Raw genomic sequence first — 26,483 nt, 5'->3', positions numbered from 1 at the left:
GCCACCAGTAACCTACAATCCATCTTACCTATGCCCACTCGACTCTTACTCGATACCGACATCGGTTCGGATATTGACGATGCCATATGCCTAGCCTATCTGCTCGCCAAAGCCGATTGCGAGCTGCTCGGCATCACCACCGTCAGCGGCGAGCCAGAGCGCCGCGCAATGATGGCCAGCGCGCTGTGCAAACTGGCCGGCAAGCACATCCCGATCTACCCCGGCCTGGCCGATCCGCTGCTGGTCACGTCGCGCCAACCCCAAGCGCCCCAAGCCGATGCGCTGGCGCGCTGGCCACACGAAACCGACTTCCCACGCGGCGAGGCCATCGAGTTCCTACGCCGGACCATCCGCCGATACGCCGGCGAGGTCATCCTACTCACCATCGGCCCGCTCACCAACATCGCCGTGCTGTTTAAGACCGATCCGGAGATCCCATCGCTGCTCGGAGGACTGGTGAGCATGGGCGGGATGTTCGACCCGTCGCGCACGCGCTACTGGCGCGGGAGCAGATGGGAATGGAACATCTACTGCGACCCGCACGCTGCCGCCATCGTCTATCGCGCGCCGGTCGCCATACACCGCAGCATTGGCCTAGACGTGACCACACGCGTGACGATGAACGCCGCAGAAGTGCGCCAGCGCTTTCGAGCGCCGCTGCTGCAACCGGTGCTCGACTTCGCCGAGGTGTGGTTCCAGCACGCCGAGAAGATCACCTTTCACGACCCGCTGGCAGCGACCACCCTCTTCGACGCGCGCATTTGCGCGTTTGAACGCGGCGAGGTGCACGTTGAGCTGCACGACCCAGACGCCTTCGCGGTCACGCGCTGGTCGCCAGGCGTGAACGGTCGGCACGAGGTCGCTGTCGGCGTGGACGCCGAGCGATTCTTCGCCGAGTACTTCGGCGCGTTTGCGTCATAGACGCGCCCGCTTCGTATAATCGCCGCAATGACGATTGCACCGACATCGCTGTCGCTAGACGAACAGGTCGCCCTGCTGATGCAGGGCACCGATTATGGCGACGAGACGCTGGCGCGCCACATGGCCAACGAGCTGCGCGAGCGGCTGAAAGAAGGTCGGCCGCTGCGCGTGTACTGCGGCTTTGACCCGCGCACCAGCGACCTGCACCTCGGCCACACCATCCCCATGCGCAAGTTGCGGCAGTTCCAGGAGCTGGGGCACGAAGTCACTTTTCTCATCGGCAACTACACCAGCCTGCTGGGCGACCCGTCCGACAAAGACCGGCTTCGCCCGATGCTCACCGCCGAACAGGTGGAAGCCAACGCGCGCACCTACGCCGAGCAGGCGTTCAAGATCCTCGACCGCCAAAAGACCCGTGTGCGCTACAACGCCGAATGGCTGAGCCGGCTCTCCTTCTTGGAGCTGATCCAGATCGCCCAAAACTTCACCGTGCAACAGTTCATGGCGCGCGAGAACTTCGCGCTGCGATTGGATAAGGGCGAGCCGATCTACCTGCACGAGACGTTCTACGCCCTGATGCAGGCCTACGACGCTGTGGCGCTGGAAACCGACGTGCAGGTAGGCGGCAGCGATCAATTGTTCAACATCATCACCGCCGGCCGCAAGCTACAAGAGGCCATGGGCCAACGGCCGCAGATCGGCATCATCCTGGGCATCCTGCCCGGCACCGACGGGGTCGTGAAGATGTCCAAGTCGCTGGGCAACCATATCCCCATCTTGGCCCCGCCGGAGGACATGTACGGCAAAGTGATGTCCATCCCCGACAGCGCGCTCATCCCCTACTTCGAGCTGGCCACGCGCTACACGCCTGCCAGGGTCGAGGACGTGAGGCGACGCCTGGCCAGCGGCGTGAACCCGCGCGATGTGAAGATGGAACTGGCGCGCGAGATCGTCAGCATCTTCCACGATCCACAAGCCGCCGAGTGGGCCGAAGCGCACTTCGTATCCGTCTTTCAGAAGAAGGCGTTGCCCGACGAGATGCCGGAGTTTGCCGTGGGCCCCGGCATGAACATCGTGGATGTCATCGTCGCGCTCAAGTTCGCTGCATCCAAGGGCGAAGCCAGGCGATTGATCGCCGGCGGCGGCGTATATCTCGATGGGCGCACGGTTTCCGACGCAAGCGCGATCCCGGCCCCGCCCCAGATCCTGCAAGTCGGCAAGCGGCGATTCGCCCGGCTGATCCAGGCGTGAGCGCTTTGATCTATGCCCCCTCCGGCTTCGCCGGTCACATTGGCGTCGCCCGGCGCGATATTACGCCGCCCATCGGCATTTACAACCGCAACTGGGGCGCAGCGGCCGGCGAAGTGGCGACCGGCATCCACCGCCCGCTCACGCTGACGGCGCTGGCGCTCATGCGGGACGCCAGCGGCGCACAGCCGCTCGTCTTGCTTTCGCTCGACCTGGGCTGGTGGCGCACGCGCGAGGACGAATGGGAGGTGCGCAGCGCCATCTTGGATGCGCTCGGCGTGGCAGAGCGCCGGGTGTTGCTGCATCTCACTCACACGCATGCCGGCCCAAGCATTTGCCGCGCGGACGCCGACCGACCAGGTGGGCATCTCATCGGCCCCTATCTCGACCACGTCAGGGCGATGTGCGTCGAAGCAGCCCGCGAGGCAGTGCAGCGCGCTGCGCCGGCCGTGCTCGAGTGGGCCTATGGCACATGCGCGCTGGCTCGCAACCGCGACCTGCCGGATCCGGACGCGAATCGCATCGTCTGCGGCTTCAACCCCCATGCGCCCGCGGACGACACATTGCTCATCGGCCGCGTCGCCGGAGCCGGCGGGGAGATCAGGGCGACCCTGGTGAACTACGCCATGCATCCGGTTACGCTGGCGTGGCAAAACGCGCTGATCTCCCCCGATTTCGTCGGCGCGATGCGCGAAGTAGTTGAAGCACACACCGATAGCGCGCCATGCCTATTCCTACAAGGCGCCTCGGGCGAGCTGGCGCCGATGGAGGCATACACCGGCGATGCGGACATCGCCGACAAGAACGGACGCGGGCTGGGTTTCGCCGCGCTGTCGGTGTTAGCGGGCATGCTGCCGCCGGGGCAGCGATTGCGCTACACAGGCGTCGTCGAATCCGGTGCGCCACTGGCCGCCTGGACGCGCGAGCCCGCTGCGCTCTCAACCCACCTCAGCGCGCGCATGCTGGCGATCGAAATCCCACTAAAGCCGGACCTGCCTTCGACGGCGGAGATCGCAGCGCAGCTTGCGGCAGCGAATGAACCTTTCATGATCGAACGGCTACGCCGACAACACCGCTTACGACGGGCGATAGGCGCAGGCGATCACCCATCCTCCCCCTCCTCGATTTGGCTCTGGCGCGTGGGCGATGCATTGCTCATCGCCACCCCAAACGAAGCTTACTCGCATCTGCAAATCGAGCTGCGCCGTCGTTTCCCCGGCCGGGCGATCGCCGTGCTGAATATCACCAACGGCAGCTACGCCTATCTGCCGCCGCGCGAGATGTACGGCCGCGACCAATACCAGGTGTGGCAAACGCCTTATGCGGCCGGCTGCCTGGAGCGCGTCATCGCAACCTGCTCAAGCGCCATCGCCGAAATGCTGAGCGAGTAGATCCCCGCCCACTTCGGCCGAAGACAACTGCGCCCGATGGATTTGCGATAATCGAGCCATGCTGACTGCCATGCGCGAGTCGTGCATCCCATGAATCCTTATCTGTCTGTTGTGATCCCTGCTTACAACGAGGCTGCCAACATCCTATCTGGATCGCTGACCGCTGTGCACGACTACCTCTGTGTCCAATCCTATGCGTATGAAATTATCGTCGTTGACGACGGCAGCACCGACGAGACAGCAGCGCTAGCCGAGGATTTTGTGACCCAACACCGCAACACCCGCCTGATCCGCAATCCGCACCGCGGCAAAGCCTTCACCGTGACCACAGGCCTGCGCGCTGCAACCGGCCAGATCGTGCTGTTTACCGACATGGATCAGGCGACGCCGATACAAGAGACGGCCAAGCTGCTGCCGTGGTACGAGCGCGGCTACGACATCGTCATCGGTTCGCGCGGGACCTACCGGCGCAATGCGCCGCTGTGGCGCAAATTCATGTCGCGCAGCCAAATTCTGCTGCGCCAACTGATACTCGGCTTTAGGGACATTACCGACACCCAGTGCGGCTTCAAGTCCTTTCGCGGCAGCGCGATCGGCCCTATTCTGGATCATTTACACCTCTACAACTTCGCCCACCACGCCGAGGTGCATGGCGCAACCGTCACCGCCGGCTTCGACGTAGAGCTGCTCTTTGTGGCCCAGCGACTCGGCTATCGCGTTAAGGAAGTGCCGGTGGAATGGGACTATCGGCACTCGCGGCGCGTGAATCTGCTGCGGGACAGCTTGCGCGGCGTGCGCGAGTTGCTGGAGATTCGCGCAGCAGACCTACGCGGGGCGTATCGAGACCCACGACTCCCATGATGGACATCCTCGGCCTGGGCGCAACCGCGGTGGATCACTTGATCTACGTGCCCAGCTATCCCCCACCCAACGTCAAATCGCATGTTCAGCGCAGCGAGCGCCAGTGCGGCGGCCTGACGGCTACGGCGCTGGTGGCAGCGTCGCGGCTGGGGGCGCGCTGCGCCTACGCCGGCATGCTCGGTCGGGATGACGCCTCGCAGTTCGTTGCAGAGACGCTGCAGCGCGAGGGCATTGACTTATCGCACCTCATCGTGCGCGACGACGCCGGCCCGATCCGCTCGACTATCATCGTCGGGACCGACCGCGGCACGCGCAACGTCTTTCCCGAACATCCAGCGCAATGCGGCGCGCACCCCACCCTGCCCCCAGAACCGGTGATCCGCAACGCGCGCGTGCTATTCGTGGACCACGTCGGCATCGAAGGCATGATCCGCGCGGCGCGCGTCGCGCGCGCGGCCGGCATTCCCATCGTCTCCGACATAGAGCGCGACTTGCCGGGCTGCCGCGAGCTGCTCGAACTGGTGGATCACGTCGTGATGAGCTGGGATTTTGCACGGGCGCTCACCGGCGCTCATTCGCCGGAGGAAGGCATCTACCGACTATGGACGCCCAGGCGCGCGCTGGTGGCCGTGACTTGTGGAGAAGATGGCTGCTTCTTCAGCGATGACGGACAAGTCGTGAGCCATCAACCCGCTTTCCGCGTCCAAGTTGCAGACACGACGGGCTGTGGAGACGTGTTTCACGGCGCATACTGCGCAGCGCTGGCGAAGGGGATGCCGGCCGCGGAACGCATCCGCCTCGCTTCTGCTGCGGCAGCATTGAAAGCGACGCGCACCGGCGGACAAGCCGGCGCGCCTACCCTGGAGCAGACGCTTCGGTTTCTCGGCGCACAAAACTAATCGTGCGGCTCGTTTTGCCTGGGCTGTTGTGGGGGCTTGCGGCGGAGCGAAGGGGGGCGCTCCGCCCCGCCGCAAGCGACAGTAAGCACAATTAATTCGCGGGAGTGCGCAAGGCCGTTAAGTGCAATCACTTTTCGGCTTACGCGCAACATCCACGGATGCGCCGGGCAGAAGTGACGCAGGCCCGTGTCGTCGCACCACCCGGCGAGGACAAGCCCGAGACGACGCAATCCATCAGCGCCGCCAGCCGTGACGGTCCCCAATCTGCGCTGCACCCACATCCACGGCCGGCCCACTCGACCCTGACAGACGCCGGCTTGCTGGCTCGAGTGGATCAGAGCGCCCCGCCGCCGTCTCCCCTTGCTTCAAAAGCCGGCTGCTTACGGCCAAGGCAATCATCACCCAGAACAATGTGACCGAGTTGTGAAAGTCTATGTTGAAGAAGTAATGATCGAAAATGCCGCTGAACAGCGCGCCGACCACTGCGCCATGCGCGCCCAGAAACACTGCGGACGCGCGCGCATCGCGAGCCACCGCCGGCCAGGCGCGCGCGGCGCCGGAAAACAGGGCGACGATCACACTCGCAAACATCGCCACGCCGAGCAGCCCCATCTGCTGCGCAATCAGTAAATACATCGAGGACACGCCGATGTAGAGATCAACGTCCGGCGCGTCCACAAAGCCGACGCCAAGCGCCGGATAACGTTCGATCAACCGCAGGGCATCTTTGTACTCGCCGAACCGCATCTGGGTCGCCAGATCGCGTCCCTGGAATCCCTCCACAAAGTGCTGCACCAGCTCGCGCGTTTGTGGCAACACGAGCGCCAGCGTCAACACGATCGCCATCAAGATCAGCAATCGCCGGTAGCGCAGCACGCCCATTAGCCCGACGACCAGGGCAAAGCCAAGCATTGCGCCGCGCGACGCCGTGAGCACAAGCGCGCCGCCGATGAGCAGCAGACACAAACCGACCCATCCACGACGCATCACCGGCCTGGGCGAAAAGAGCTGCGGCAGGCCCAGAGCGCCTGCGACCAACAGGTAGCCGCCGAAGGCATTCGGATCAATCCAAAGCCCGGTCGCGCGTTGCATCAAGGCCGGATCGTCGCGGATGAAACGCAGCACGCCGGGGCCGGTGGGGTAACCGAATGGCCGCAGCGCCGACAACGCCTGGATGGCCAGGTCATCCGGGATCACATACAGCACAATGCCGATCGCCGCCGATAGCGCGCCGATCCACAGCATCCAGCGAACGAGTTGTTCCTGAGCCGAGAGACCGCGCAATACGGCGATGATGAGCAGCGACATGAGCAGGCTGAGCACCAACTCGGCGAAACGCCGCAGCACAAGCGGTGTCAGCGCGCCGTTCGGCAGGCCGATGATGAAGGCGGCCAACGCGACGAGCGTCAGCAAAAGCACAGGCAGGCTGATCGGCGTCCGGCGCAGCGGCATGTCGCGCCGCGCGCCGAGCTGGTGAATCGCCCACGCGATGACCAACCCCACCAGCGACAGGTCGAGAAAAGTTGGCGTAAAGCCCAGCCGCGCCGGCAGCGCGAAGCGAGGCAACAGCCCAATCACCACCACCAGCGCGAATAAAGCACGCGGGACGCTGCTAATCAGCCAGAGACCTAACGGCGCTGTGACCGCTAGGCCAATGAGCACAAGGGGGTTGATCAGGGCCGCCAACGCGCCGACGGTCAAACCTACCAACGCGCAAAACGCAATGAGCAGCAGACGATGCGCGGGCGAGCCGAGCAATGAGGTGGAAGCCATGGCGGGGATTCGGGTGCGCCGTTCGCGCGGCTAGGCGGCTTTGTCCAGCTCGCCGCCGATCAGGCGCCCATTTTGGTCGTAGAGTTTGGGCGCGGACTGGCCGCGAACCGCCGTGACATCAACCACGACGCGCCGCACGTCCCGGCGCGACGGGATCTCGTACATCACGTCGAGCAAGACACGCTCAATGATCGCGCGCAAAGCGCGCGCGCCGCTGCCGCTCTGGATCGCCTCATCCGCCACAGCGTTCAACGCCTCGCTCGTGAAGGTGAGCTCCACGCCATCCAGGCTGAGCAGCCGCTGATACTGCTTGATGATCGAGTTGCGCGGGCGAGTCAGTACCTCAATCAATCCTTCACGGTCGAGCGCGTCGAGCGTGATCAGCACCGGTAAGCGTCCGACGAGTTCGGGGATGAACCCGTATCGCATGAGGTCTTCTTGGTTTACATAGCGCAAAAGCTCTTCGTCACGGCGGACCTTAGGCGCGCCGGACGTGTAGGCGGGCAATCCCATGCGTCGCCTTGCGCCGATGCGTTCGCCGATCACCTGCGACAAGCCTTCAAATGCGCCGCCGCAAATGAACAGGATGTCGCTCGTGTCTATCTGCAGCATCTCAGCCTGGGGATGCTTGCGACCGCCGTCCGGCGGCACATAGACGATGCTGCCTTCGATGATCTTGAGGAGGGCTTGTTGCACGCCTTCGCCGGACACGTCGCGGGTGATGCTGGGGTTGTCGGCAGACTTGCGGGCGATCTTATCCAGTTCGTCAATATAGACGATGCCGCGTTGGGCGCGGCGCACGTCGCCGTCGGCGGCCTGGATCAGGCGGACTAAGATGGTCTCCACATCTTCGCCCACATAGCCGGCTTCGGTGAGCGCCGTCGCGTCGGCAATGCAAAACGGCACATCCAGCAGCTTGGCCAGCGTTTGGGCCAGATAGGTCTTGCCGCTGCCAGTGGGTCCGACGAGCAGCACGTTGCTCTTGCCGATCTCGACATCAGCGAAACGCGCCTTGTTCTCGATGCGCTTGTAGTGGTTATAGACCGCAACGGCAAGCGCGCGTTTGGCCCTCTCTTGACCGACTACATACTCATCGAGATGTTTGCAGATCACACGCGGCGCCAGCGAAGCCAGGGGCGCGCCGCCCGCCGGCGCAGCTCGGTTTTCGCGCGCCGCCCGCCGCTCGCCGTCCAGGATGTCCTGGCACATCTGCACGCACTCATCGCAAATGAACACGTTGCGCGGACCGGCGATCAGCCGGTTGACGTGCAGTTCGCTCTTGCCGCAGAACGAGCAATGATTGACAGGCGAACCAGGCTTGGGCATCGCTTCGCAAGTATAAACGCTTCCGGCGCCTGAGCGATTCGGATGCCGATCAACTCCGCTTGCACACGATATGGCGCAGCAGCAGCAATCGCGATGCGTTTGCGCGCAATCGGTTAGGCCAGCCCATACAGCCCACCGCGCCAAGCCGCATGGCCTACGCATGTGGACGGTAGTGGGATGCGGGACAAAAGAAAGCCCGATCCCAAGGGATCGGGCGGTAGTGAGCGGCTATTCTTTCAGGAAGTCGCGCAGCTTGCGGGCATGCGCGGGCAGGCGCAATCGGCTGAGGGCCTGGGCTTCGATTTGCCGGACGCGCTCACGCGTCACACCGAGCTTGCGGCCCACTTCTTCGAGCGTGTATGTCTCGCCGTCGAGCAGGCCGTAGCGCAATTGCAGGATGCGCACTTCGCGCGGCGGCAGCGTGTCGAGGATATCGGCCAGTTGCTCGCGCAGCATCTGATTCGTCACCATCTCAACCGGCGCCGGGCTGTCCTCATCCGGGATGAAGTCGCCGAGCACGCTCTCTTCCTCGTCATCGGTCGGCGTCTCCAGGCTGATCGGTCGGCGAGCAACTTGGATCATCTGCTCAGCTTTGCGCACGGTCACGTTCAATGCCTCGGCCAATTCGGCCACCGTGGGGTCACGGCCAAGCTCCTGTGTCAACTGGTGACTGGCGCGCAGCAGGCGGTTGATCTGGTCACCCATGTGCACCGGCACGCGAATGGTGCGGCCTTGATCGGCAATCGCGCGCGTGACGGCCTGGCGAATCCACCAGGTAGCATACGTGCTGAACTTATGACCGCGACGCCAATCAAATTTCTTGGCCGCTCGGATCAGGCCGATGTTGCCCTCCTGGATCAAATCCAGGAACGGCACGCCGCGGCCGATGTATTTCTTCGCCACGCTGATGACCAGCCGAGAGTTCGCGTTGATGAGATGCTCACGCGCTGCCATGCCGTCTTCGACCAACATCTCCAGACGTTCGCGCTCTTCCGGCGTCAGGTTCGGGTCAGACTGGAGTCGCTCGCGGGCTTCGCGGCCGCGCTCCATGCGCTGGGCGAGGTCCACTTCCTGCGGCGCCGTGAGCAACGGCACGCGACCGATCTCTTTCAGATACAGGCCCACCGTGTCATCGGCTTCGATCGCCTCGAGCAGGTTTTCGTTGGTCCGGTCGTTGAACTCGTCCTCTTCGTCGTCCTCGTCATCCACGATCTGGTCAGCAGCCTCATCCTCGCTGGCGACCACGTTAATGCCGGCATCAGACAGCGCAGCGAGCAGGTCTTCGAGTTGATCAAAGTTCTTCTCAGCATCGGGGAAGAGGTTGAGGATATCCTCGTATGTCACATACCCCTTCTCCCGGCCGAGGTTGATCAACTGCTCTTCGCCGCTCAGTTCTTCTACGGTGCTCTCCTCAATAGCAGCAGCCGCGGGAGAGGCTATGCCGGCCGGAGCTGCCGGAACAGGCGCAGCAGACGCTTCAATAACTGCGTTCGGTACAGCGCTCACCGACGCGCGAGCAACCTGCGCCGCTCGCTTGGACTGACGCTTGGCCGGCCTGGTCGCCGGCTTGCGGACAGTCTTGGGAGCCTTCGCGGATTTCTTCATAACCATTGACTTAGTGTTATACACACCCCTATGAGACGCGCGTTAAAACCCGCGCAAATTAGCCGGTGAAGAGCCGCCGATCGCTTAGATATTAGTGACTCCACACTATATTGTCAAGCCTGATTGTCAAGCGGGGGTGTAGCGCAGAAATGTGGGCGACTTTTTCTGCAGCGGGAGCAACATAGGGGACATGAGACCATCAACCGTATCCAGCCACGCGCAGCGGCGCGAACAGTTCCTGGCCCTGGCCGCCCAGGCCTATGAAGCATTCAAGACATGGTATGACCAGCATCCGGACGCCACGTTCGCTGAGATCGAAGCCATGCGACAAGCGCTGATGGGCCGTGGATTGGAGATTCTGATCAATCAACGCCTGCACCGCGCAGACATCACCCAGCCGCGCGGAGCGGATGCGTTATGCAGAGTTCCGTGCGCAAGGGCTGCCGATTGGCAGCGGCGTAGTAGAGAGCGGCTGCAAGACGGTGATACAGCGACGTTTGTGTCGGGGCTGGGAACGGCGGCATGCTGCGGCCATGCTCGCCGCCTTGTGTGAACTGCACAGCAATCGGCTAGATGCCGCAATCCGTCAGTGCCGCCGGCCGTGACTGTCACAAATCTGCGCTACACCCTCAGCACAGCAATAGCGATTGGTGTGCACAACGAGTTGTTTGTAGAGCGTGGGGAAAGCGTAGGGGAAGCGTCAAGCGGGATGCGTCGTGTACTGATACTTGCAATGCACACATGCTCGGCACGGTTGAACGCGCAGAATCAAGGCCGCCGATGCTGGGTCTTGTCCTTCTCCAATCTCAGGAGGTTGCAAAATGATGATCAAAACTCTTGCTAGATATTGTCCCGCTTTTGTCAAGCTGTGCGCCGGCCTGCTCATGGCAGCCGGCGCGTTGGCGCTCTCGGCCGGTGTGGCCGGCGCCGCCACGATCACCGTCACCATCGGCGCGGACGATTTCGGCTCAAACCTAGCAGACTGCTCGCTGCGCGAAGCCATCGAGTCCGCCAACACTGACAACAACTTTGGCGGCTGCACAGGGACCGGTGCGTACGGCAATGACACGATCGTGTTCGCCCCCGGCGTGTCAGTCATCAACCTGTCTATCACCACCACGGGCGCAAATAACGACGACAACTCGTTCCTCGATCTTGATATTCGCGACAGCATCCCCCCGAACAACCTGATAATCGATGGCAGTCCTAACGGCGTCGTTGTCCAACCCGGCGTGCCAATCTGGGGCGACCGTATCTTCGATATCCCATCAATCGCCATGGGACAACCCGGCGCCGTCGTGCTGCGCAACCTCACCATCCAGGGCGGCAACCCACCCACCAGCGAGACCGGCGGCGGCCAACCGTGTTTCAACAGCGGCGGCGGCGTGCGCAACCGGTCAAACGGGCCGCTGACGCTGGAGAACGTGACCGTCCAGAACAACGCGATGCCGATGCACGGCGGCGGGGTGTGCCAGCAGGGCAGCACGCTGACGGTGCTGACCAGCACGGTGAGCAACAACACGGCGAATATGATGGGGGGCGGCATCTACGCCGTCAGTGGCCTCAACCTGACCGTGGTGGATAGCACGATTCGCGACAACACCGCAGGACGGGCCGGCGGCGGCATTTTCGAGCAAAGCAACGCCTTCACCCTTCAAAACAGCCAGGTGCTGAGCAACACCGTCACCGGCACCGGCGGCATCGGCGGCGGCGTCGCCACAAATGGCGGCACGACTCTCAAGTTTATCGTCACCAGCACGGTGGCCTACAACCGCGCCGACGGCGACGGCGGTGGCATCTACAATCAGACCGCGCGCGGCTTGCAGGTGGACGCCAGCACGGTGCTCAGCAACACGGCCGGCGCATTCCTGAACAATCCCGGCAACGGCGGCGGCATTCGGAGCATCACTTCACTATTCCTGAACAACACCGCTGTCTTGAGCAACGCGGCGCTCATCAGCGGCACGGCTATGTCTGTTGTGCCGGGGGGTGGCGGCGGCATTTACCATCAGAACGCACCGATGAACATCTTCGGCGGGCAGGTGAGCAACAACCTGGCGCGCCGGTTTGTTGCGGGGGACATCGCCGGCGGCGGCATCTGGAACAGCGGCACTGCTTTTCTGGATGGCGTGGAGGTGCGTGACAACATCGCCGATGGCGCAGTCAGCGGCGTCATGGCCTACGGCGGTGGCCTCTTCAACGTCGCCCGGCTCACCCTGTGGAACAATAGCCGTGTGGACTACAACCGCGCCGAGGGGGTTCGCGCGAGCGGCGGCGGCATCTACAACAGCGACGTGGTCAATTTCACCGGCGCCCAGCTCACCCTGCAAAGCAGCAGCGTGTCCACCAACACGGCGCAGGGCAACCCGGTCTTTGGCGGCGGCGAGGGCGGCGGCATCTTCAACGGCAGTTTCTCAGGCGACACAGCCGACATCGTGTTTGGCCAGATCCGCAACAACCGCGCCGACGGCGGCCAGGGAGCGCAGGGCGGCGGCGTACGCAGCGGCGCCGTGCTGACGCTGACCAGCTCGCTGGTGGTCAGCAACACGGCCACCGGCGCCAATGCGCTCGGCTCCGGCGGCGGCGTGCACAGCTCAGGTCAATCGGCCTCGATCACCGATACCCAGATTCTGACCAATGTCGCGCAGCAGGGCGGCGGATGGTTCAACTTCAATACTTTGCAGGCCGAGATATTCAACAGCCAAGTGCGCTTCAACCGCGCGGTTACCAGCCCGGTGGCCGGCAGTGGCAACGGCGGCGGCATTTACCACAGCCTGAGTGGTCTGCAGATATGGGACAGCATGGTGTGTCAGAATCAGGCCGATCAAGACGGCGGCGGGGTTTACAACAGCGGCAGCAGCTTTATGATGCTGATGGCCTCGACCGCCTGCGCCAACGCGGCCGGCGCATGCGGCGCCGGCAACGGGGGCGGCATGTACAACCTGGGCAGTGTCAACATCATGAATTCACAGGTGTTGACCAACACTGCGCCCAACGACGGCGGCGGCGTTTTCAACGCCGGCTTTGTGGGCATCGGCCAGAGCACCTTCAGCGCCAACAGCGCGACCAATGGCAACGGCGGCGGCGTTTATAACACTGGCTCCATGAGCATCGGCCAGAGCGCCTTCAGCGCCAACAGTGCGACCAACGGCAACGGCGGCGGCGTTTTCAACGACGCCACAGCAGCCGGCTTCTTCATCAGCAACAGCACCTTCCAAAGCAACAGCGCGATCGACGGCGGCGGCCTCTACAACGCCGGCCCGGCCAACGTGTCCTACAGCGCACTGATCGCCAATACCGCGAGCGGCAACGGCGGCGGGTCTTACAACAGCGGTACGTTGGAGAGTCTGAACAATACGTTCAGCGGCAACAGCGCGTCGGTCGGCGGCGGACTGTACGCCGCTGTGGGAGGCACGGCCTACCTCACCCACACCACCGTCGCCAGCAATACGGGTGGCGCCGGCATCGCCGTCAGCGGCACGGTCGAGGTGCTGGCGACGCTGCTGGCCTACAACGCCGGCGGCAACTGCACGGCTGCGTTGACTGAGAACGGCGCGTCCATGTCGAGTGATGGCACATGCGCTGTGACGACCCTGAACACCGACCCACTCCTGCAGCCGCTGGCGCTGAACGGCGGGCAGACGCTCAACCATGCCCTGTCGCCGGGTAGCCCGGCTCTCGACGCCGCCGGTGGATGCAACGGCTATAACGTATTTATCGACCAGCGCTTTGTCCCGCGCCCGCAAGGTGTCGCCTGCGACGTGGGCGCGTTCGAGCTGGAGGAGGCGGACCTGGAAGTCAGCAAGTCGGCCGATCCCTCGCCGGTGATTGCCGGCCAGACCATCACCTACACGGTGATCGTCACTAACACCAGCTTCGCCGGCGCGGCCAACAACGTGGTGCTCACCGATACGCTGAGCGGCGGCGCAACCTTCGGCGGCGTGGTCAGCAGCGGCGGTTTTGCACTGCAAAGCAGCACTTCCTCGCAGGCCATCTTCACGCTCAACAGCCTGACGGCCGGCAGCTCGGTCACCCTGGTGTTCACCGCCACCGTCCCGGCCGGCGGGCCGATCACCAACACCGCCGTAGTAGCCTCCAGCAACCCCGACCCGGTCCCGAGCAACAACACGGCCAGCGTGACGACGCCGGTCACACCGGCGGCGACCCTGCAAATCGGCAAGGCGCAGAGCGTCGTCACGCCGATCACCGGCACCGTGCGGCCCGGCGGGACGATCACCTACACCCTGCTGGTGACCAACGCCGGCCCGAGCAGCGCGACCAGCGTGACGGTGACCGATAACCTGCCGGCCGGCCTGACCTACGTCAGCGCGAGTGGCTCCGGCTGGTCGTGCAGCTTCAGCGCGCCGACGGTGACCTGCACCATGCCCACACTGAACGTCGGCGCGGCGCCGGCCATCCAAATTGTGGCCACCGCGCCGATCACGCCGGGGCTGGTGCTGACCAACACCGCGACGGTGAACGCAGCCACCTACCCCAACACGCCGGCGACCTCGAGCAGCGTGGTGGTGAAGGTACAATACCGAATCTTTGCGCCGATCGTGCGTAAGCCGTAACCGAACTCTTCAGGGCTTTAAGCGCAACCATCGTAGAGACGCTGCCCCGGAAGCGTCTCTACGATGTTGTTTTTAAGGCCCATGCGCGCGCAGATCCGGCCCGCCCGCTCAAACAGGCGTCCAGACATAGCGCGTTTGCAAACGACCGAAAGACAACAGACTTGAAAAGTGAAGGAGCGTGTGACATGAAGCATGGAACGATGGTACGCCTTGGATGGGTGATCGCGGGATTGGTGTTGGGCGGCGCATTGGCCGGCGGCGCCAGGCCGGCGCAGGCCGCGACGATTACCGTCACTACCCAAAACGACTATTTCGTCAGCGGGCCAATCGGCTGTTCGCTGCGCCGGGCGATCAACGCCGCCAACAACAACAGCGACTACAACGGCTGCACGGGCGTCGGGCCGTATGGCGACGATGTGATCGTGTTCGACCCCAGCATCGCCGTGATCACACTCACGCTGAACAGCGGCGGCGGCGACAATGACAGCAACGCCTACCGCGACCTGGACATCGGCGGGCCGAGCAGCGGTGCGCTGACGATCAGCGGGCCGGCCAACGGCGTCACGATCACCATCGGGGCCAACGTCGGCGACCGCGTGATGGATGTGCTGCCCACCAGCAGCGCAAACGTCACGCTCACCCGGCTCACGCTCATGGGCGGGGTGATGCCCGCGACGACCTACGAGACGGGCAGCTCGGGCGATGTGTGCTACCAGTCCGGCGGCGGGGTGCGACATCGTGGCACGGGCCGGCTGACGCTGGACACCGTGACAATCCGGGACAATCGCGCGCGGGCCGGTGGCGGGGTGTGTCATCAGGGCAGTGCGCTGCACGTGATCGCCAGCATCGTGACCGGCAACACCACCCAGGGCGGCGACGGCGGCGGCATCTTGAGCGCTGGGCCGACTGTTGTCAGCCAGACACGGGTGCTGTACAACACCGCTGTGATCAGCGAAGCAAACGCGCGCGGCAGCGGGGGCATCTATCATGGCCCCTCGACCGGCGCCGGCTCGCTCGACGTGTTTGGCGGCTCGGTGAGCTTCAACATCGCGCGGCGTATCACCACGACGGCCGAGGCGCATGGCGGCGGCATTGCCACGCGGGCAGCAACCACCTTGACCCAGGTGAGCATTATCGGCAATGGGCTGGAATCGCTCTCGCCGATCGCGCTGGGCGGCGGTGTGTACAGCAGTCAGATGGTGTGGGTCAATCAATCGAGCATCGTCGGCAATGTGATAACCGCCAACCTCGGTCTGGGTGGCGGGTTACATACCAGCAACCTGCTGGGCGAGATCAACGGCGGCGTGATCCTGAGCAACACAGCACGGCTAGGTGGCGGCTGGTATAACACGGCTGCCAACGCGCTGCTGATCGGCAGCGAGGTGAGATTCAACCGGGCGCTGGAAATCGGTGGGGGAATCTTGAACACTGCGAGCGCGGGAAGCATGGGAATCGTCAATGCCATCGTGTGCGACAACCGCGCCGAAGGGATGTCGCCGGCGGTGGGTGGCGGTTTGGCAAACGTAGCCAATAGCTATGTGCAAGACTCGATCGTGTGCAACAATCGCGCCAGCTCGGGCGGCGGGGCAATCAATAGTGGAAACGGGATGCTGATGGTGCAAGGCTCACACGTCTACGGCAACGCAGCCGTGGCGGGTAACGGGGGCGGGGTCGCACAAAACGGCACCGGCGGGTTGCGGCTGGAGAGCAGCGCGCTCACCACAAACACGGCCAGCGCGTCGGGCGGGGCGCTTAGCGTCGTCAACGCAGGCTTCAGCGCCCTTAACGTCACCTTCAGCGGCAACCAGGGTACAAACGGGACGATACACGTGCAGAATGGCCCCGGCTACCTGACCTATACCACGATCGTCAGCAACAGCGGCGCGGGGCTATGGCTGGCATCGGGCAGCACGGTAACCGCACGCGCCACCCTGCTGGCCGGCAACACCGCCGCGAACTGCTCTATCAGCGGCGGCACGCTGGTTAGCGCCAACGACAACCTGAGCAGCGATGCGAGCTGCGCGGCGCTCAGCGCGCCCAACGACCTGACCAACACCAACCCGCTGCTGCACCCGCTGGGGTTCGCCTCGCCGTTCGACTTCACGCCGACGCATCAGCCCATGCCGCACAGCCCCGCGCTCAACCGCATTCCGCCGGCGCGCTGCATCCCAACCGATCAGCGCAACACGCTGCGCCCGCAGAACAGCGCATGCGATGTGGGCGCGGTGGAGATGGCCGTGTGGCGCAGCTATGCGCCGCTGGTGCGCAGGCCATAAGCCGGGGGGTTCACAAAGCGGCGCATCTGCGCCTGCAAACGCATTTCGTGGCCGGGCGGCAGCCGCACTGCAATGCGGTTGCCGCTTAGCGCCACCGTTGTCTGGCATCAAACTGCCGGTGCGTTGCGCGCCTCGCGCTGTCCTCTCCCTTGGCATGCAGTCCGCGCCCGACCTGGGCCGCATTTCACGCCAGCGGCCCGGCTCACTTGCTAACGGTGCATCACGTGTGCGATGACCAGGGCGGGTGCGTCGGCTGCTATGTCCAGCCACTGCTGCCAACGCCTGAGCCGGCAGTCAAACTGGAACTGACTCATCCCCTGCACACCTTCTTCACCGCCACAACGCGCAACACACTGAAGAGGACCCTGCGGGTTGCAGATGCAGCGCCCTCACCCGCCCGCGCCTTTGTCTTCGGTTGTCGCTCGGCATCTCGCAATCGCGTATAGAATTTCTTACATGCCCGATCGCGACACTCAACAGACCGGTGCGCCCACGATTCGCATCGGTCTGATACAACAGCGATGGCACGCCGATCCGCTGCGGCACGCGCAGGCGCTGCGCCGCGGCGTGCTGGCGGCTGCCGCCCGTGGCGCGCAGTTGATCGGCTTGCAAGAGTTGACGCTACACCGTTACTTCGCCGACGCAAAAGACCCTGCGCGCTTCGCCCTGGCCGAGCCGCTCGGCGACGGGCCGACCAGCGTGCTGTGCAGCCGGCTGGCGAGCGAGTCCGGCGCGTTCGTGGTGGGCTCGCTGTTCGAGCGCGCGGATGGGCGCTACTTCAACACCGCCGTCATCTTCGACCCACGCGGCAACCTGTTCGGCTTCACCCGCAAACAACACATCCCTCGCGGCAGCGGCTACCACGAGGATTACTACTTCGCGCCCGGCGACTCCGATTATCCGGTGCACGACCTGGGCTTCATCAAGATCGCCGTGCCGACTTGCTACGACCAGTGGTTCCCGGAGACGGCGCGCATCTGCGCATTGAAAGGCGCGGAACTGATCCTCTACCCCACCGCCATCGGCTCCGAGCCGGACTTCCCGGGCTTCGATACGCAACCGCAATGGCAAACGGTGATGATCGCTCACGCCATTGCCAACGGCATCTTCGTGGCGGCGGTCAACCGCACCGGCGATGAGGGCCTCGTCCGATTCTACGGCTCGTCATTCGTGTGCGACCCGACCGGTTGCGTCATCGCCCGCGCGCCGCGCAGCCGGCCGGCCGTGCTGGTCGCCGATCTGGACTTCGGCGTCATGGCCTTTTGGCGCAATCTCTTCCCCTTGCTCGAGCAGCGCCAGCCGCAGACTTACCGAGCGCTGATTAGCGCTTAGCAGGCTCAGCTCGGCCACACGCCGAGGTGGTTGTCAATTAAATTGATGTCCTATCCGAGGCTAATTTTTATGTATAAAAATTTGCATTACGTCAAAAGCTCAGGTATCCTCAAGCTATGCATTGTGAACGGGCTTCGGAGGACATCTACATCTTCACCAGCGACCGTTATGCACAGGTGACTGCGAGCCTGATCGTCTCCGGCAACAGGGGCATTCTGATTGACACACTTCCTTTCCCCAGCGAAACGGCTCAGATCGCTTTGTTCGTTCGCAAGCGCTGTCCGGACGGCGTGCGCTTCGTGATTTACACCGGTCATGAGGCCGATCACGTCTACGGCGCCTTTCTCTTCCCCAAAGCCGAGGTCATCGCGCACGAGATGGCGCGCGAAATCCTGATCGAGCGCGGCTTCACCGCCCTGCAACGCGCCAAGGAGCAATCGCCGGAACTCGCGCCCGTCCAACTGCGCCTGCCGACGTTCACCTTCACGACGAACAGCGTCACGTTGCGCATGCCGGGCAAGACGCTGGAGATCATCCACACGCCGGGCCATACGGCGGATTGCGTCTCCGTGCTGCTGCACGAGGAACGCATCTTGTTCGCCGGCGACACGGTCATGGCCCTGCCGACCATCACCCACGGCGATCCCGATCAGCTCAAGAAGTCGCTCGAGACCATCGGCGCAATGCCACTGGAGAACATCGTGCAGGGTCACGGGGAAATCATCCTGCGCGGCGAGATCCGCGACACGCTGCGCCGGCAGGCCAACTACCTGGACAACCTGCGCAGCAAGGTGCAAAAGCTGATTGACGCCGGCGGCAGCCGCGATGACGCCAAAGCCATCACGATCGAGCAATGCGGCATGCCGCGCGTGCTGCTGGGCGGCGCCGTGGTGCAGCTCCACCTGGCCAATGTGCTGGCGACGTACGATCGGCTGATGGCCGAGCAGGCGGCCCAAACATCGCGCGCGGCGTCCGCCGCGAAGGCGAAGGCCACCCAGAAGCCGGCTGCGGCAAAGCAAGCGAAGGCCGCGCGCGCCAAGAAATCCGACGACAAGCCATCGGCGAAGAAGGGCACGTCGAAGTCGAAGGCGGCGACCCAGAAGGCCGGCAAGCCCGCCAAGCGCAAAACAAAAGCCGACGCGCCTAAGCGGGGCAAAGGACGGGGAGCCGGATGAGCGTCCTGCAAGCCGCGCTCATCGCCCTGTTCTACGCGTTCGCCCGTTCGGCTTTCAACGCCGGCTTGGGCGGCTCTGTGCTGGCCCAGCCGCTCGTCGCCGGCACGATAGCCGGCGCGCTGCTCGGCGACCCGATCCGCGGCGCGCAAATCGGCGGCGCGCTTAACTTGGGCACGCTCGCCCTCAGCCAGCTTCGCGTGCAAGTTGGCCCGGATGTCGCGCTCATCGGCTATGTCGGCGTATCACTCATGCTGCTGAGCGGCCTGCGCCCCGACGCTCCGGAAACGGCAGCGCTGTTCGGCGCGCTGGTCGTGTTCGGGATCGTGCTGAACTTCGCCCGCGGCCTGTTCAACACGGTGGTCGCACACTGGGCCGATTACTTCGCCGACCAAGGCAACATCAGCGCCGTCGCACTGCTCAACGTCGTCCCCACGCAGCTCTGGGTCGTGCTCACCTCTTTTCTGCCGGCGCTGTTCATCCTGCTGTTCGATGCGCCGACCATCGCCGGCATCGCCGCATCCATTCCCGCCTGGGTGCAATTGGCGATGGACTGGAGCCGGCACTTGTTGGCGGCGCTGGGCATCGCCATGAGCCTGCGATGGGTCATGCAAGGCAGCAGCATCGCCTACTTCCTGCTAGGCTGGCTGAGCGCGCCGCCCTTGGGCTTGACGCAGGCGACGCTCCTCGGCGGCAGCATCGCCATCATTCACGCCTTCCTGGCCCGCCGACGCGCCGACGTCAACACCGAGATGCTCGTCGCCGACGTGCTGCCCTCCGATCAAGCCGAGGGCGACCTGGCCGGGCCGCGATTGTCGCCGGTGGAGCTGCAATCTTCATTCGTGCTGTGGATGTTCTTCCACAACGCCGGGGTGAACTTCGAGCGCTTTCAGAACATGGGGTTCGCTGCAGCGCTCGCGCCGGCTGCCAAGCAGCTCTGCGAGACGGCCAGCGAGCGCGTTACGCTGTTGCGCCGCAGCTTGACGCTGTTCAACAGCGAGTGGTCCTTCGGCGCGTCGCTGGTCGGCGCGATCATCGCGTTGGAGGAGCGCCGCGCCAACGGCGAAGTGATCAACGATGCCGAGCTGGTCGGCGCCAAGACAAGCCTCATGGCCAGCCTAGACACCATCGGCAATACAGTCATGCTGAGCGCGGTCGGCTCGCTGCTCATCGCTGCCGGCGCAGCGTGGGCAGATCGCGGCAGCTTGTTCGGGCCGTTCATGTTCGCAGTCGTCCAATCGGCGCTGGTGCTGGCGGTTGGATTCATCAGCTTTCAGCTTGGCTATGCGCAAACGCGCCGCTTCGGCGACTGGGCGCGCGCCAACAATTGGCTGCGCCCGGCCCTATTCGGCGCGATGCGCCTGGGCGCTTTCGCGCTGGGCGCGCTGGTGGTTGCGCTCGCGCCGATCACCTTGCCGGGCGACGGCTTGATCCAAATCGGCGCGGCGCAACTGCCTTTGCAGACGCGCGTGCTGGATGCGATTTTGCCGGGCGGATTGCCCCTGTTCGCCACACTGACGATGTGGGGGCTGCTGCGCTCCCATCGGGCCAGCCCGGTCGGTCTGATGGGCGGATGCCTGATCGTCGCCACCGCCGGCGCAATCATCGCGCGCGCGCTCGGCTGGGTGTGAGGCCATCGTGCTATTCGCTGCGCGATGCTCGCCTTGCCGAAGAGCCGCCGCCCGTGATGCGCTCACCTCCCCCAACGACGATTGGTATGCCGATGCCGGCGTGGCCGCTCCACACGCCGGCGACGCCGGGTTGTTCACCGTCCTCGGCCTGTTGCGCATGAAGCCTTGAGGCCGCCTTACAATTGGCCGTCATGCGAGTTGCGATCTTCTCCGACATCCACGGCAACGCGGTGGCGCTGGATGCCGTGCTAAGCGACATCACATCCCTCGGCGCCGACGAGCACTGGATTCTGGGGGACTTGGCCGCGCTAGGCCCCTCGCCCACGCCGGTGCTGGAGCGGCTGAACGATCTACCCAAAGCGCGCTTTGTGCGCGGCAACACCGACCGCTACGTGTGCAATCTGCTCGACCCGCGCGAAGCAGCGGCGGAGATCGCGCAGAATCCTCAATCGGCACTGGCCGTGGCGACGCGGCTGGCCATGCTGTGCTGGACGCAGGGCGCGCTGGCCGCATCGGGTTGGCTGAGTTGGATGGCGACGCTGCCGCTGGAGCAGCGGCTGGTGTTGCCCAACGGCGCACGCGTGCTGCTGGTGCATGCCGCGCCGGGAACCGACGACGGCCCCGGCATCCGGCCCACGATGAGCGATGACCAGATCGCCGCCGTCGTCGAGGGATGCGAGGCCGACCTGATCTTCACCGGCCATACCCATTGGCAGCTCGATTGCACGGTCGGCGGCGTCCGCGTCGTCAACCTGGGCAGCGTGAGCAACCCGTGGGCGCCTGATCTGCGCGCCAGCTACTACCTGCTGGAAGCGGACGAAAAGGGCTACCGCCTGGAGCATCGGCGGGTGGACTACGACCGTGAAGCCGTGATCGCGCAGTTAGCGCGGATGAACCATCCCGGCATCCAGGTGTTGAGCGCGCACTTTCGCGGCGAACGGCAACCGCCCTGGATCACCGGCTAGGCGAAGGCCATGCCTTCCGCCTCCCCGGGCCGCGCCCCCGCCCACTTGGGCAGCGCATTCGCCCGCGCCGGGCATTCACGCGCCGCGCCTCACCAGCGGGCGCAAAATCTCGCGCTCCTGGGGGGCCAACGCATGGGTCAGCCACAGCATCGCGAGATAGGCTGCCAGGCCAAGCGCCAGCCCGATCAGCACTGCGCCGCCGGCGGCCAATGCGGCTGTCACCGCAGCCATGACCCCTGCTGCGAGGAACGGCTTGGCCAGCGCCTCGGCCCAATTCACGGGCGCGATGTATTGGCGGACGAAGACGTAGAACGCGGCGCCCTCGACGATCTCGCTGAAGATAGTCGTCACCGCCGCCGCCACGAACGAGAACTGCGGGATGAAGATGGCGTTAGCGACGACGTTGAACGTCAGCCCAATGATGAAGGCGCGGGTGAGCGCGCGCTGCTGACCGGCGGCTATCAGCGCGTAGTTCGTCACGCTGTTGATCCAACCGATCGGCATGCTCCAGGCCGTGATGGCGAGCGCGATAGCGCCGTTCGGCAGGAACTCGCGCCCGCCCAGCACAGCGATCATCGGCTCGGCCAAGAAGGCCACGGCGACCGCCAGCGGCAGCGCCGTCATCACCAGCAGCTTGAGCGCCAGCGTGTACGAGCGCGCCAGCGAGTCATCGCGCTGCTGCGCCATGCGCGACATGGCCGGGAACAGCGACTGCGTAAAGAAGGCCGGGATGATGTTAAAAGCGTCAATGAACTTATAGGCCGCGCTATACCAGCCTACCGCCATCGGCCCTTTCAACGCCTGCAGCATCGGCACATCCACCTTGAAGAACAGCGTGGCCAGCAGATGGTTCAGCATCAGCGGGAAGGATTCGCGCAGGATGGCCGATGATTGCTGCGCAGCGGCCGGCCATGCCGGCGCAGCGGCCGGCCACAACCGCAAACGCAACATCCGCCCGGCCAGGAAGAGCAGGAGCGCCAGCGTGATGACGTTCACGATGATGGAGGTGATCCCCAACCCCACCACGCCCCAGCCGAGCAACAACAACGTTGCGCCGATCACGGCCTTCAGCAGCGCACTGACGATGGTAAGCGCGGCAGGCGTCTCGGCCTTCTCGTAGGCGAAGAACACGGCACTCAGGCCGGTGGATAGGCTGCCGGGAAACTGGCTCAGCGCGAGCAGGAGGATGGCGATCTCAGCCTCCAGGGCGAGGTTGAACGCCGCCCGCCAGATCAGCACGAGCAGCAGGACTATCGGCGCAATCCCCAGCGCCAGCATCATGCGCAGCCGGCTGGTTTGCAACAGATAGGCCTGCGCGTGAGCGGGATCGCGCGCGACTTCGCGGGTGAGGAAAGTGTTCAGGCCGAAGTTCATCACGATCTCGAACCAGCCCACGATCACCACGGCGAAGTAGAAATTGCCGGCGCCCTCCGGCCCGAGCACGCGCAGCATCAGCAGCGCAAAGGCGAAGTCAATCAGCCGCGCAGCGATGTTGAGGCCGGTCAGGATCAGGCTGTTGCGCGCGATCAGGCGCACGCCGGACTGCGCGCGCGCCTCGCGCACCGCGTTGCGCCAGACATACACGCCGCCCAGGAACAGCATCGCCGCCAGCGCGATGAACGTGGCGAACGCGCCGATGCGGAACGAGTCGGGCGAATAGCGGAAGCGCACGGTGACGGCGTGTGGAGCATCGGGACTCGGACGCGCGCTGCTGTCTACGCCCGGCCCCGCGATCCCCAGCAACACGCCGCGGAAGTTGCCGTTGACCTTGAACACGGGGACTTCGCGCTCGGCGCTATCCGGCGCGCCCAGTGGCCGGACGAAGGCGCGCCAGCCGGGGAAGTAGCTGTCGGCCAGGATCAACCAGCTCGGCCCGGCGACCTGCGCATCCACCCAAACCTCGTTGCGGCGATACACCGTGACGCTGGCCGGGGAAGAGTGCGCCGGCAAGACGTTCGCGGGGTTCGTCAGCGCATCGGCCGACGCGGTTGACCGCACCGCGCGGAGCGCGTCTGGTTCCACCAAGACGAACGTGCGCGGGTCGTAGCGCCGGATTGCCTGGGCGAAGTCGTCGGCAGCAACGGTGGCGCTGACCGGCAGGGTGAACGCGCGCGGCATCGCCCGGCTGTTCTGGTAGATGCGCGTTGTGCCGTCGTCGTAGAAGCGCGAGAAGCCAGGCGCCGTGATCTCCTCTTCCGTCACCACATACTTCACGCCGAGCAGGTCAAGCAGCGGCGACGCCAGGCTCTGCGCGTTCTTGATCGGCGCGATGCGATTGTAGAGCAGCTCGCCCTGCGGCTCGATGGCCTGCATGAAGTCGGTGTACTGTTTGGGGATGATCGAGTCGTAGCCGCGGATGTCCTGAAAGTCGAACAGCCAGGCCGAATTCGCGTTCAGCGGTTTGCCGGCGCGTGGCTCGTAGGCCGTCAGCCGCCAGAGCGATGTGTCGGCCTGAAGCGCCTGCATGGCCGGCGGCGTAAATCGCAACAGTTTGGGGTCCACCGCCGGGTTGAAGCCGGCCCAGGCCCAGTTCAAGTCGGCCGCCAGCAACGCGATGGCGAGTGCCGGCGCCGCGCGCGCCAGCTTCGCCCCCACACCAGCGCCCTCGGCCGGCTGCGCGTGATGCCTGAGCAACAACCACCACACCGCGCCGGCCGCGATGAGCAACAGCCCCAGGCGAACGACGTTGAATGCTTGGTAGCTAAAGAACATCTCGGCGCTGGTAAACCCCTGCCGCGCGGCCGAATTTTGCACGATGTCCTCGAAGAACGGCTGGAAGACCGGCCAGGCCAGCCGCACGACCCCCACCGACGCGATCGCCAGCGCGCCCAGCGCGGCTGCGACCCCGCTCGCGATCCAATGCGCCCGCGCGATCGGGTGATGCCTGGCCGGTGTGAGCTTAGGCCGATACCCGCCGATGGCCGGTGGGCCTTTTGGCTCTGTCGCCAATGAGTCAAGGCCGGCGCCGGCCAACGCGGCCAGCGACAGGGTGAGCGGGAAGATCCAACGGAAGGGCGAGTGCAACTGATTGAAGCCCGGCACGCCGAAGAACAGGATGGCGTAGGCCGGCGTGCCGAAGATGAACAACAGCGAGAGCGCGCCGAGCGCGACGAAGAACCAGGTCGGGAACTTTGATTGTCGGCCCGCAGTCGCACGACGGCCCGATGAGGCGCGGATGCGGCCGGCGACGGCCACGCCGGCGAGGATGAGCGTAATTAAGCCCACGTAGGCCGCACCTTCAACATAATTCTTGACGCCCCACGCCGTGTGGCCGCTGGGCGTATTCACCGCCTGCCGGCTGAACGTGAACAGGTCGTAGTAGGTGTGGTGCGCCGGATTGCCGAAAAAGTCCGGTCCTAACCACTGCACGACATACCGCCACGGGAAGGCGTAGCTCATCACCTCCTGCAGCGAGGCGCTGCCCTGGCGGAAGTTGCGCGTCACCAACTCCAGCAACGGGATCAACTGCACCGCGCCGATGAGGAGGCCGGCGACGCCCATTGCGACCAGCCAGGCCAGCCGGCCGGCCAGATATGGCCCGTCCACACGCAGGTTGCCGAAGCCGATTACCGTGCTCACGCGCCATAGACAGAACAGCGCCGTCACAATGAGCGTGTAGGCCAGGATTTCGACGTGGCCGGCCAGGACGACCATGGCCAAGGCCAGCGCGCCGATCACCACCCAGGGCATGGACGACGGCCGATTGCCCAGCCCAGGCGACTGCCGGATCACGCGCTCGCACATGGCCAAAATCAGCGGCAACCACGCTGCGCCGGCGATGATCATCTGGAAGACCACCGAGACCACGAAGAAGCCGCTCAACTGGTAGGCCACGCCCGCCAAGAGCGCGCCGTAGGGCCGGACGCCAAACGTTTGCATGAAGATAAAGGCGAATACGCCGGCCAGCCCAAGTTGCAGCACGGTGAACCAACCATAGGCCTTCTCCAGCGGCAGCACGTAGTACAGCAGGCTGAGCGGATACATCGCCGAGTGCTGGCCCGCCGCCAAGAACGGCACGCCGGCGAAGAGGTAGGGGTTCCACAGCGGCAGTTCACCTTCGGCGAGCGACTTGATGATGAAGCGCTTCCAGGGATAGTTTTCCAGGATCAAATCGGAGAGCAGTTCATTCTGGGGGATGCCGACGCCGAGCGACGCCGCCGCGGATTTGAACGGTTGCCAGGCAAACAGATTGTCGGCAGGGAGCAAGGTATAGCCGCCGACGGTCACCGGGAAGAACAGCGCCATCGGCAGCAGCATGAGCAGGGCAATGCACAGCACCGTGGCGGCCTGCGGCCGCTTCAGCCATGACAGCAACGATTGCATAGCCCGAAATGTTACTCTAAAGAGCGACCTCGCCCCATTGTGCAGTGCGCCGGGTCAAAGCTCTGTAGTGCGAGGGCGAGTCCGGCGAACCTCAGCGCATCGGCCGAAGTCCGAAAATACACCCGCCCGCCGTAGCACAAGAAATTCGCGTCGGTCAGGAACGGGATGGGGAAAGCGGCAATCGCT

Annotated in this window: 16 protein-coding genes; 12 read left to right on the top strand and 4 right to left on the bottom strand. The window is 64.6% G+C overall.

Features of this window, described 5'->3' with window-relative positions; all coding sequences use genetic code 11:
* The first annotated feature begins 30 nt into the window (after positions 1 to 30).
* From GXH28_RS01190 to GXH28_RS01170, 5 genes are all read left to right on the top strand, one after another.
* Positions 31 to 921: a nucleoside hydrolase gene (locus GXH28_RS01190; protein ID WP_169237169.1), complete on the top strand. Its 891-nt coding sequence runs from the start codon at positions 31 to 33 to the stop codon at positions 919 to 921.
* Positions 922 to 948: 27 nt separating this feature from the next.
* A complete protein-coding gene (tyrS, locus tag GXH28_RS01185; RefSeq protein WP_169237168.1) occupies positions 949 to 2,172 on the top strand; it encodes a tyrosine--tRNA ligase in 1,224 nt (407 codons plus the stop codon).
* Complete coding sequence (locus GXH28_RS01180; RefSeq protein ID WP_169237167.1) at positions 2,169 to 3,560, top strand: hypothetical protein; 1,392 nt, start codon at positions 2,169 to 2,171, stop codon at positions 3,558 to 3,560. Before tyrS ends, GXH28_RS01180 begins: the two co-directional genes overlap by 4 nt.
* A gap of 90 nt (positions 3,561 to 3,650) precedes the next feature.
* Positions 3,651 to 4,421, top strand: a complete 771-nt coding sequence (locus GXH28_RS01175; RefSeq protein ID WP_206156666.1) for a glycosyltransferase — start codon at positions 3,651 to 3,653, stop codon at positions 4,419 to 4,421.
* A complete protein-coding gene (locus GXH28_RS01170) occupies positions 4,418 to 5,320 on the top strand; it encodes a PfkB family carbohydrate kinase (RefSeq protein ID WP_169237165.1) in 903 nt (300 codons plus the stop codon). Before GXH28_RS01175 ends, GXH28_RS01170 begins: the two co-directional genes overlap by 4 nt.
* Positions 5,321 to 5,554: 234 nt before the next feature.
* Here GXH28_RS01170 and GXH28_RS01165 read toward each other — a convergent pair whose 3' ends face one another.
* From GXH28_RS01165 to GXH28_RS01155, 3 genes are all read right to left on the bottom strand, one after another.
* Positions 5,555 to 7,093, bottom strand: coding sequence for an O-antigen ligase family protein (locus GXH28_RS01165; RefSeq protein WP_169237164.1), 1,539 nt, complete (start codon positions 7,091 to 7,093; stop codon positions 5,555 to 5,557).
* Between the two features lie 30 nt (positions 7,094 to 7,123).
* Positions 7,124 to 8,419: an ATP-dependent Clp protease ATP-binding subunit ClpX gene (gene clpX / locus GXH28_RS01160; protein ID WP_169237163.1), complete on the bottom strand. Its 1,296-nt coding sequence runs from the start codon at positions 8,417 to 8,419 to the stop codon at positions 7,124 to 7,126.
* Between the two features lie 228 nt (positions 8,420 to 8,647).
* Positions 8,648 to 10,024: a sigma-70 family RNA polymerase sigma factor gene (locus GXH28_RS01155; RefSeq protein WP_169237162.1), complete on the bottom strand. Its 1,377-nt coding sequence runs from the start codon at positions 10,022 to 10,024 to the stop codon at positions 8,648 to 8,650.
* Positions 10,025 to 10,214: 190 nt separating this feature from the next.
* On the opposite strand from GXH28_RS01155, the gene GXH28_RS01150 reads away from it, so the two are divergent.
* The 7 genes from GXH28_RS01150 to GXH28_RS01120 all read left to right on the top strand — a co-directional run bounded on the left by GXH28_RS01150 (position 10,215) and on the right by GXH28_RS01120 (position 21,974).
* Complete coding sequence (locus tag GXH28_RS01150) at positions 10,215 to 10,577, top strand: hypothetical protein (protein ID WP_169237161.1); 363 nt, start codon at positions 10,215 to 10,217, stop codon at positions 10,575 to 10,577.
* A 268-nt stretch (positions 10,578 to 10,845) separates the two neighbouring features.
* Positions 10,846 to 14,598: a choice-of-anchor Q domain-containing protein gene (locus GXH28_RS01145; protein WP_169237160.1), complete on the top strand. Its 3,753-nt coding sequence runs from the start codon at positions 10,846 to 10,848 to the stop codon at positions 14,596 to 14,598.
* A 200-nt stretch (positions 14,599 to 14,798) separates the two neighbouring features.
* Positions 14,799 to 16,874, top strand: coding sequence for a choice-of-anchor Q domain-containing protein (locus tag GXH28_RS01140; protein WP_169237159.1), 2,076 nt, complete (start codon positions 14,799 to 14,801; stop codon positions 16,872 to 16,874).
* Between the two features lie 456 nt (positions 16,875 to 17,330).
* On the top strand, positions 17,331 to 18,206 hold the full coding sequence (locus GXH28_RS01135) for a nitrilase-related carbon-nitrogen hydrolase (RefSeq protein ID WP_169237158.1): 876 nt from the start codon (positions 17,331 to 17,333) through the stop codon (positions 18,204 to 18,206).
* Between the two features lie 116 nt (positions 18,207 to 18,322).
* Positions 18,323 to 19,381 carry an MBL fold metallo-hydrolase gene (locus GXH28_RS01130; RefSeq protein ID WP_169237157.1) on the top strand — a complete coding sequence of 353 codons (1,059 nt, stop codon included), beginning with the start codon at positions 18,323 to 18,325 and terminating at the stop codon, positions 19,379 to 19,381.
* The gene (locus tag GXH28_RS01125) at positions 19,378 to 21,009 is read left to right on the top strand and encodes a PTS system mannose/fructose/sorbose family transporter subunit IID (RefSeq protein WP_169237156.1); all 1,632 of its coding nucleotides are present in this window, start codon (positions 19,378 to 19,380) and stop codon (positions 21,007 to 21,009) included. The genes GXH28_RS01130 and GXH28_RS01125 overlap by 4 nt, the downstream gene beginning before the upstream one ends.
* A 191-nt stretch (positions 21,010 to 21,200) precedes the next feature.
* On the top strand, positions 21,201 to 21,974 hold the full coding sequence (locus GXH28_RS01120; protein ID WP_169237155.1) for a metallophosphoesterase family protein: 774 nt from the start codon (positions 21,201 to 21,203) through the stop codon (positions 21,972 to 21,974).
* Between the two features lie 75 nt (positions 21,975 to 22,049).
* Here the strand turns inward: GXH28_RS01120 and GXH28_RS01115 are convergent, their stop codons facing one another.
* The gene (locus tag GXH28_RS01115; RefSeq protein WP_169237154.1) at positions 22,050 to 26,297 is read right to left on the bottom strand and encodes a flippase; all 4,248 of its coding nucleotides are present in this window, start codon (positions 26,295 to 26,297) and stop codon (positions 22,050 to 22,052) included.
* Positions 26,298 to 26,483 lie beyond the last annotated feature (186 nt).

Origin of the sequence: Candidatus Roseilinea sp. NK_OTU-006 (assembly GCF_012931985.1) — a bacterium.
Lineage (GTDB): Bacteria > Chloroflexota > Anaerolineae > J036 > Brachytrichaceae > JAAFGM01.
Note: the sequence above shows the minus strand (reverse complement) of the source record. Positions and strands in the feature narration are given on the sequence as shown.

Excerpts from the sequence above, each read along its gene's own strand:
- GXH28_RS01190 (WP_169237169.1), top strand. The coding sequence starts at position 31 with ATGCCCACTCGACTCTTACTCGATACCGACATCGGTTCGGATATTGAC.
- tyrS (WP_169237168.1), top strand. The coding sequence starts at position 949 with ATGACGATTGCACCGACATCGCTGTCGCTAGACGAACAGGTCGCCCTG.
- GXH28_RS01175 (WP_206156666.1), top strand. The coding sequence starts at position 3,651 with ATGAATCCTTATCTGTCTGTTGTGATCCCTGCTTACAACGAGGCTGCC.
- GXH28_RS01170 (WP_169237165.1), top strand. The coding sequence starts at position 4,418 with ATGATGGACATCCTCGGCCTGGGCGCAACCGCGGTGGATCACTTGATC.
- GXH28_RS01165 (WP_169237164.1), bottom strand. The coding sequence starts at position 7,093 with ATGGCTTCCACCTCATTGCTCGGCTCGCCCGCGCATCGTCTGCTGCTC.
- clpX (WP_169237163.1), bottom strand. The coding sequence starts at position 8,419 with ATGCCCAAGCCTGGTTCGCCTGTCAATCATTGCTCGTTCTGCGGCAAG.
- GXH28_RS01155 (WP_169237162.1), bottom strand. The coding sequence starts at position 10,024 with ATGAAGAAATCCGCGAAGGCTCCCAAGACTGTCCGCAAGCCGGCGACC.
- GXH28_RS01150 (WP_169237161.1), top strand. The coding sequence starts at position 10,215 with ATGAGACCATCAACCGTATCCAGCCACGCGCAGCGGCGCGAACAGTTC.
- GXH28_RS01145 (WP_169237160.1), top strand. The coding sequence starts at position 10,846 with ATGATGATCAAAACTCTTGCTAGATATTGTCCCGCTTTTGTCAAGCTG.
- GXH28_RS01140 (WP_169237159.1), top strand. The coding sequence starts at position 14,799 with ATGGTACGCCTTGGATGGGTGATCGCGGGATTGGTGTTGGGCGGCGCA.
- GXH28_RS01135 (WP_169237158.1), top strand. The coding sequence starts at position 17,331 with ATGCCCGATCGCGACACTCAACAGACCGGTGCGCCCACGATTCGCATC.
- GXH28_RS01130 (WP_169237157.1), top strand. The coding sequence starts at position 18,323 with ATGCATTGTGAACGGGCTTCGGAGGACATCTACATCTTCACCAGCGAC.
- GXH28_RS01125 (WP_169237156.1), top strand. The coding sequence starts at position 19,378 with ATGAGCGTCCTGCAAGCCGCGCTCATCGCCCTGTTCTACGCGTTCGCC.
- GXH28_RS01120 (WP_169237155.1), top strand. The coding sequence starts at position 21,201 with ATGCGAGTTGCGATCTTCTCCGACATCCACGGCAACGCGGTGGCGCTG.
- GXH28_RS01115 (WP_169237154.1), bottom strand. The coding sequence starts at position 26,297 with ATGCAATCGTTGCTGTCATGGCTGAAGCGGCCGCAGGCCGCCACGGTG.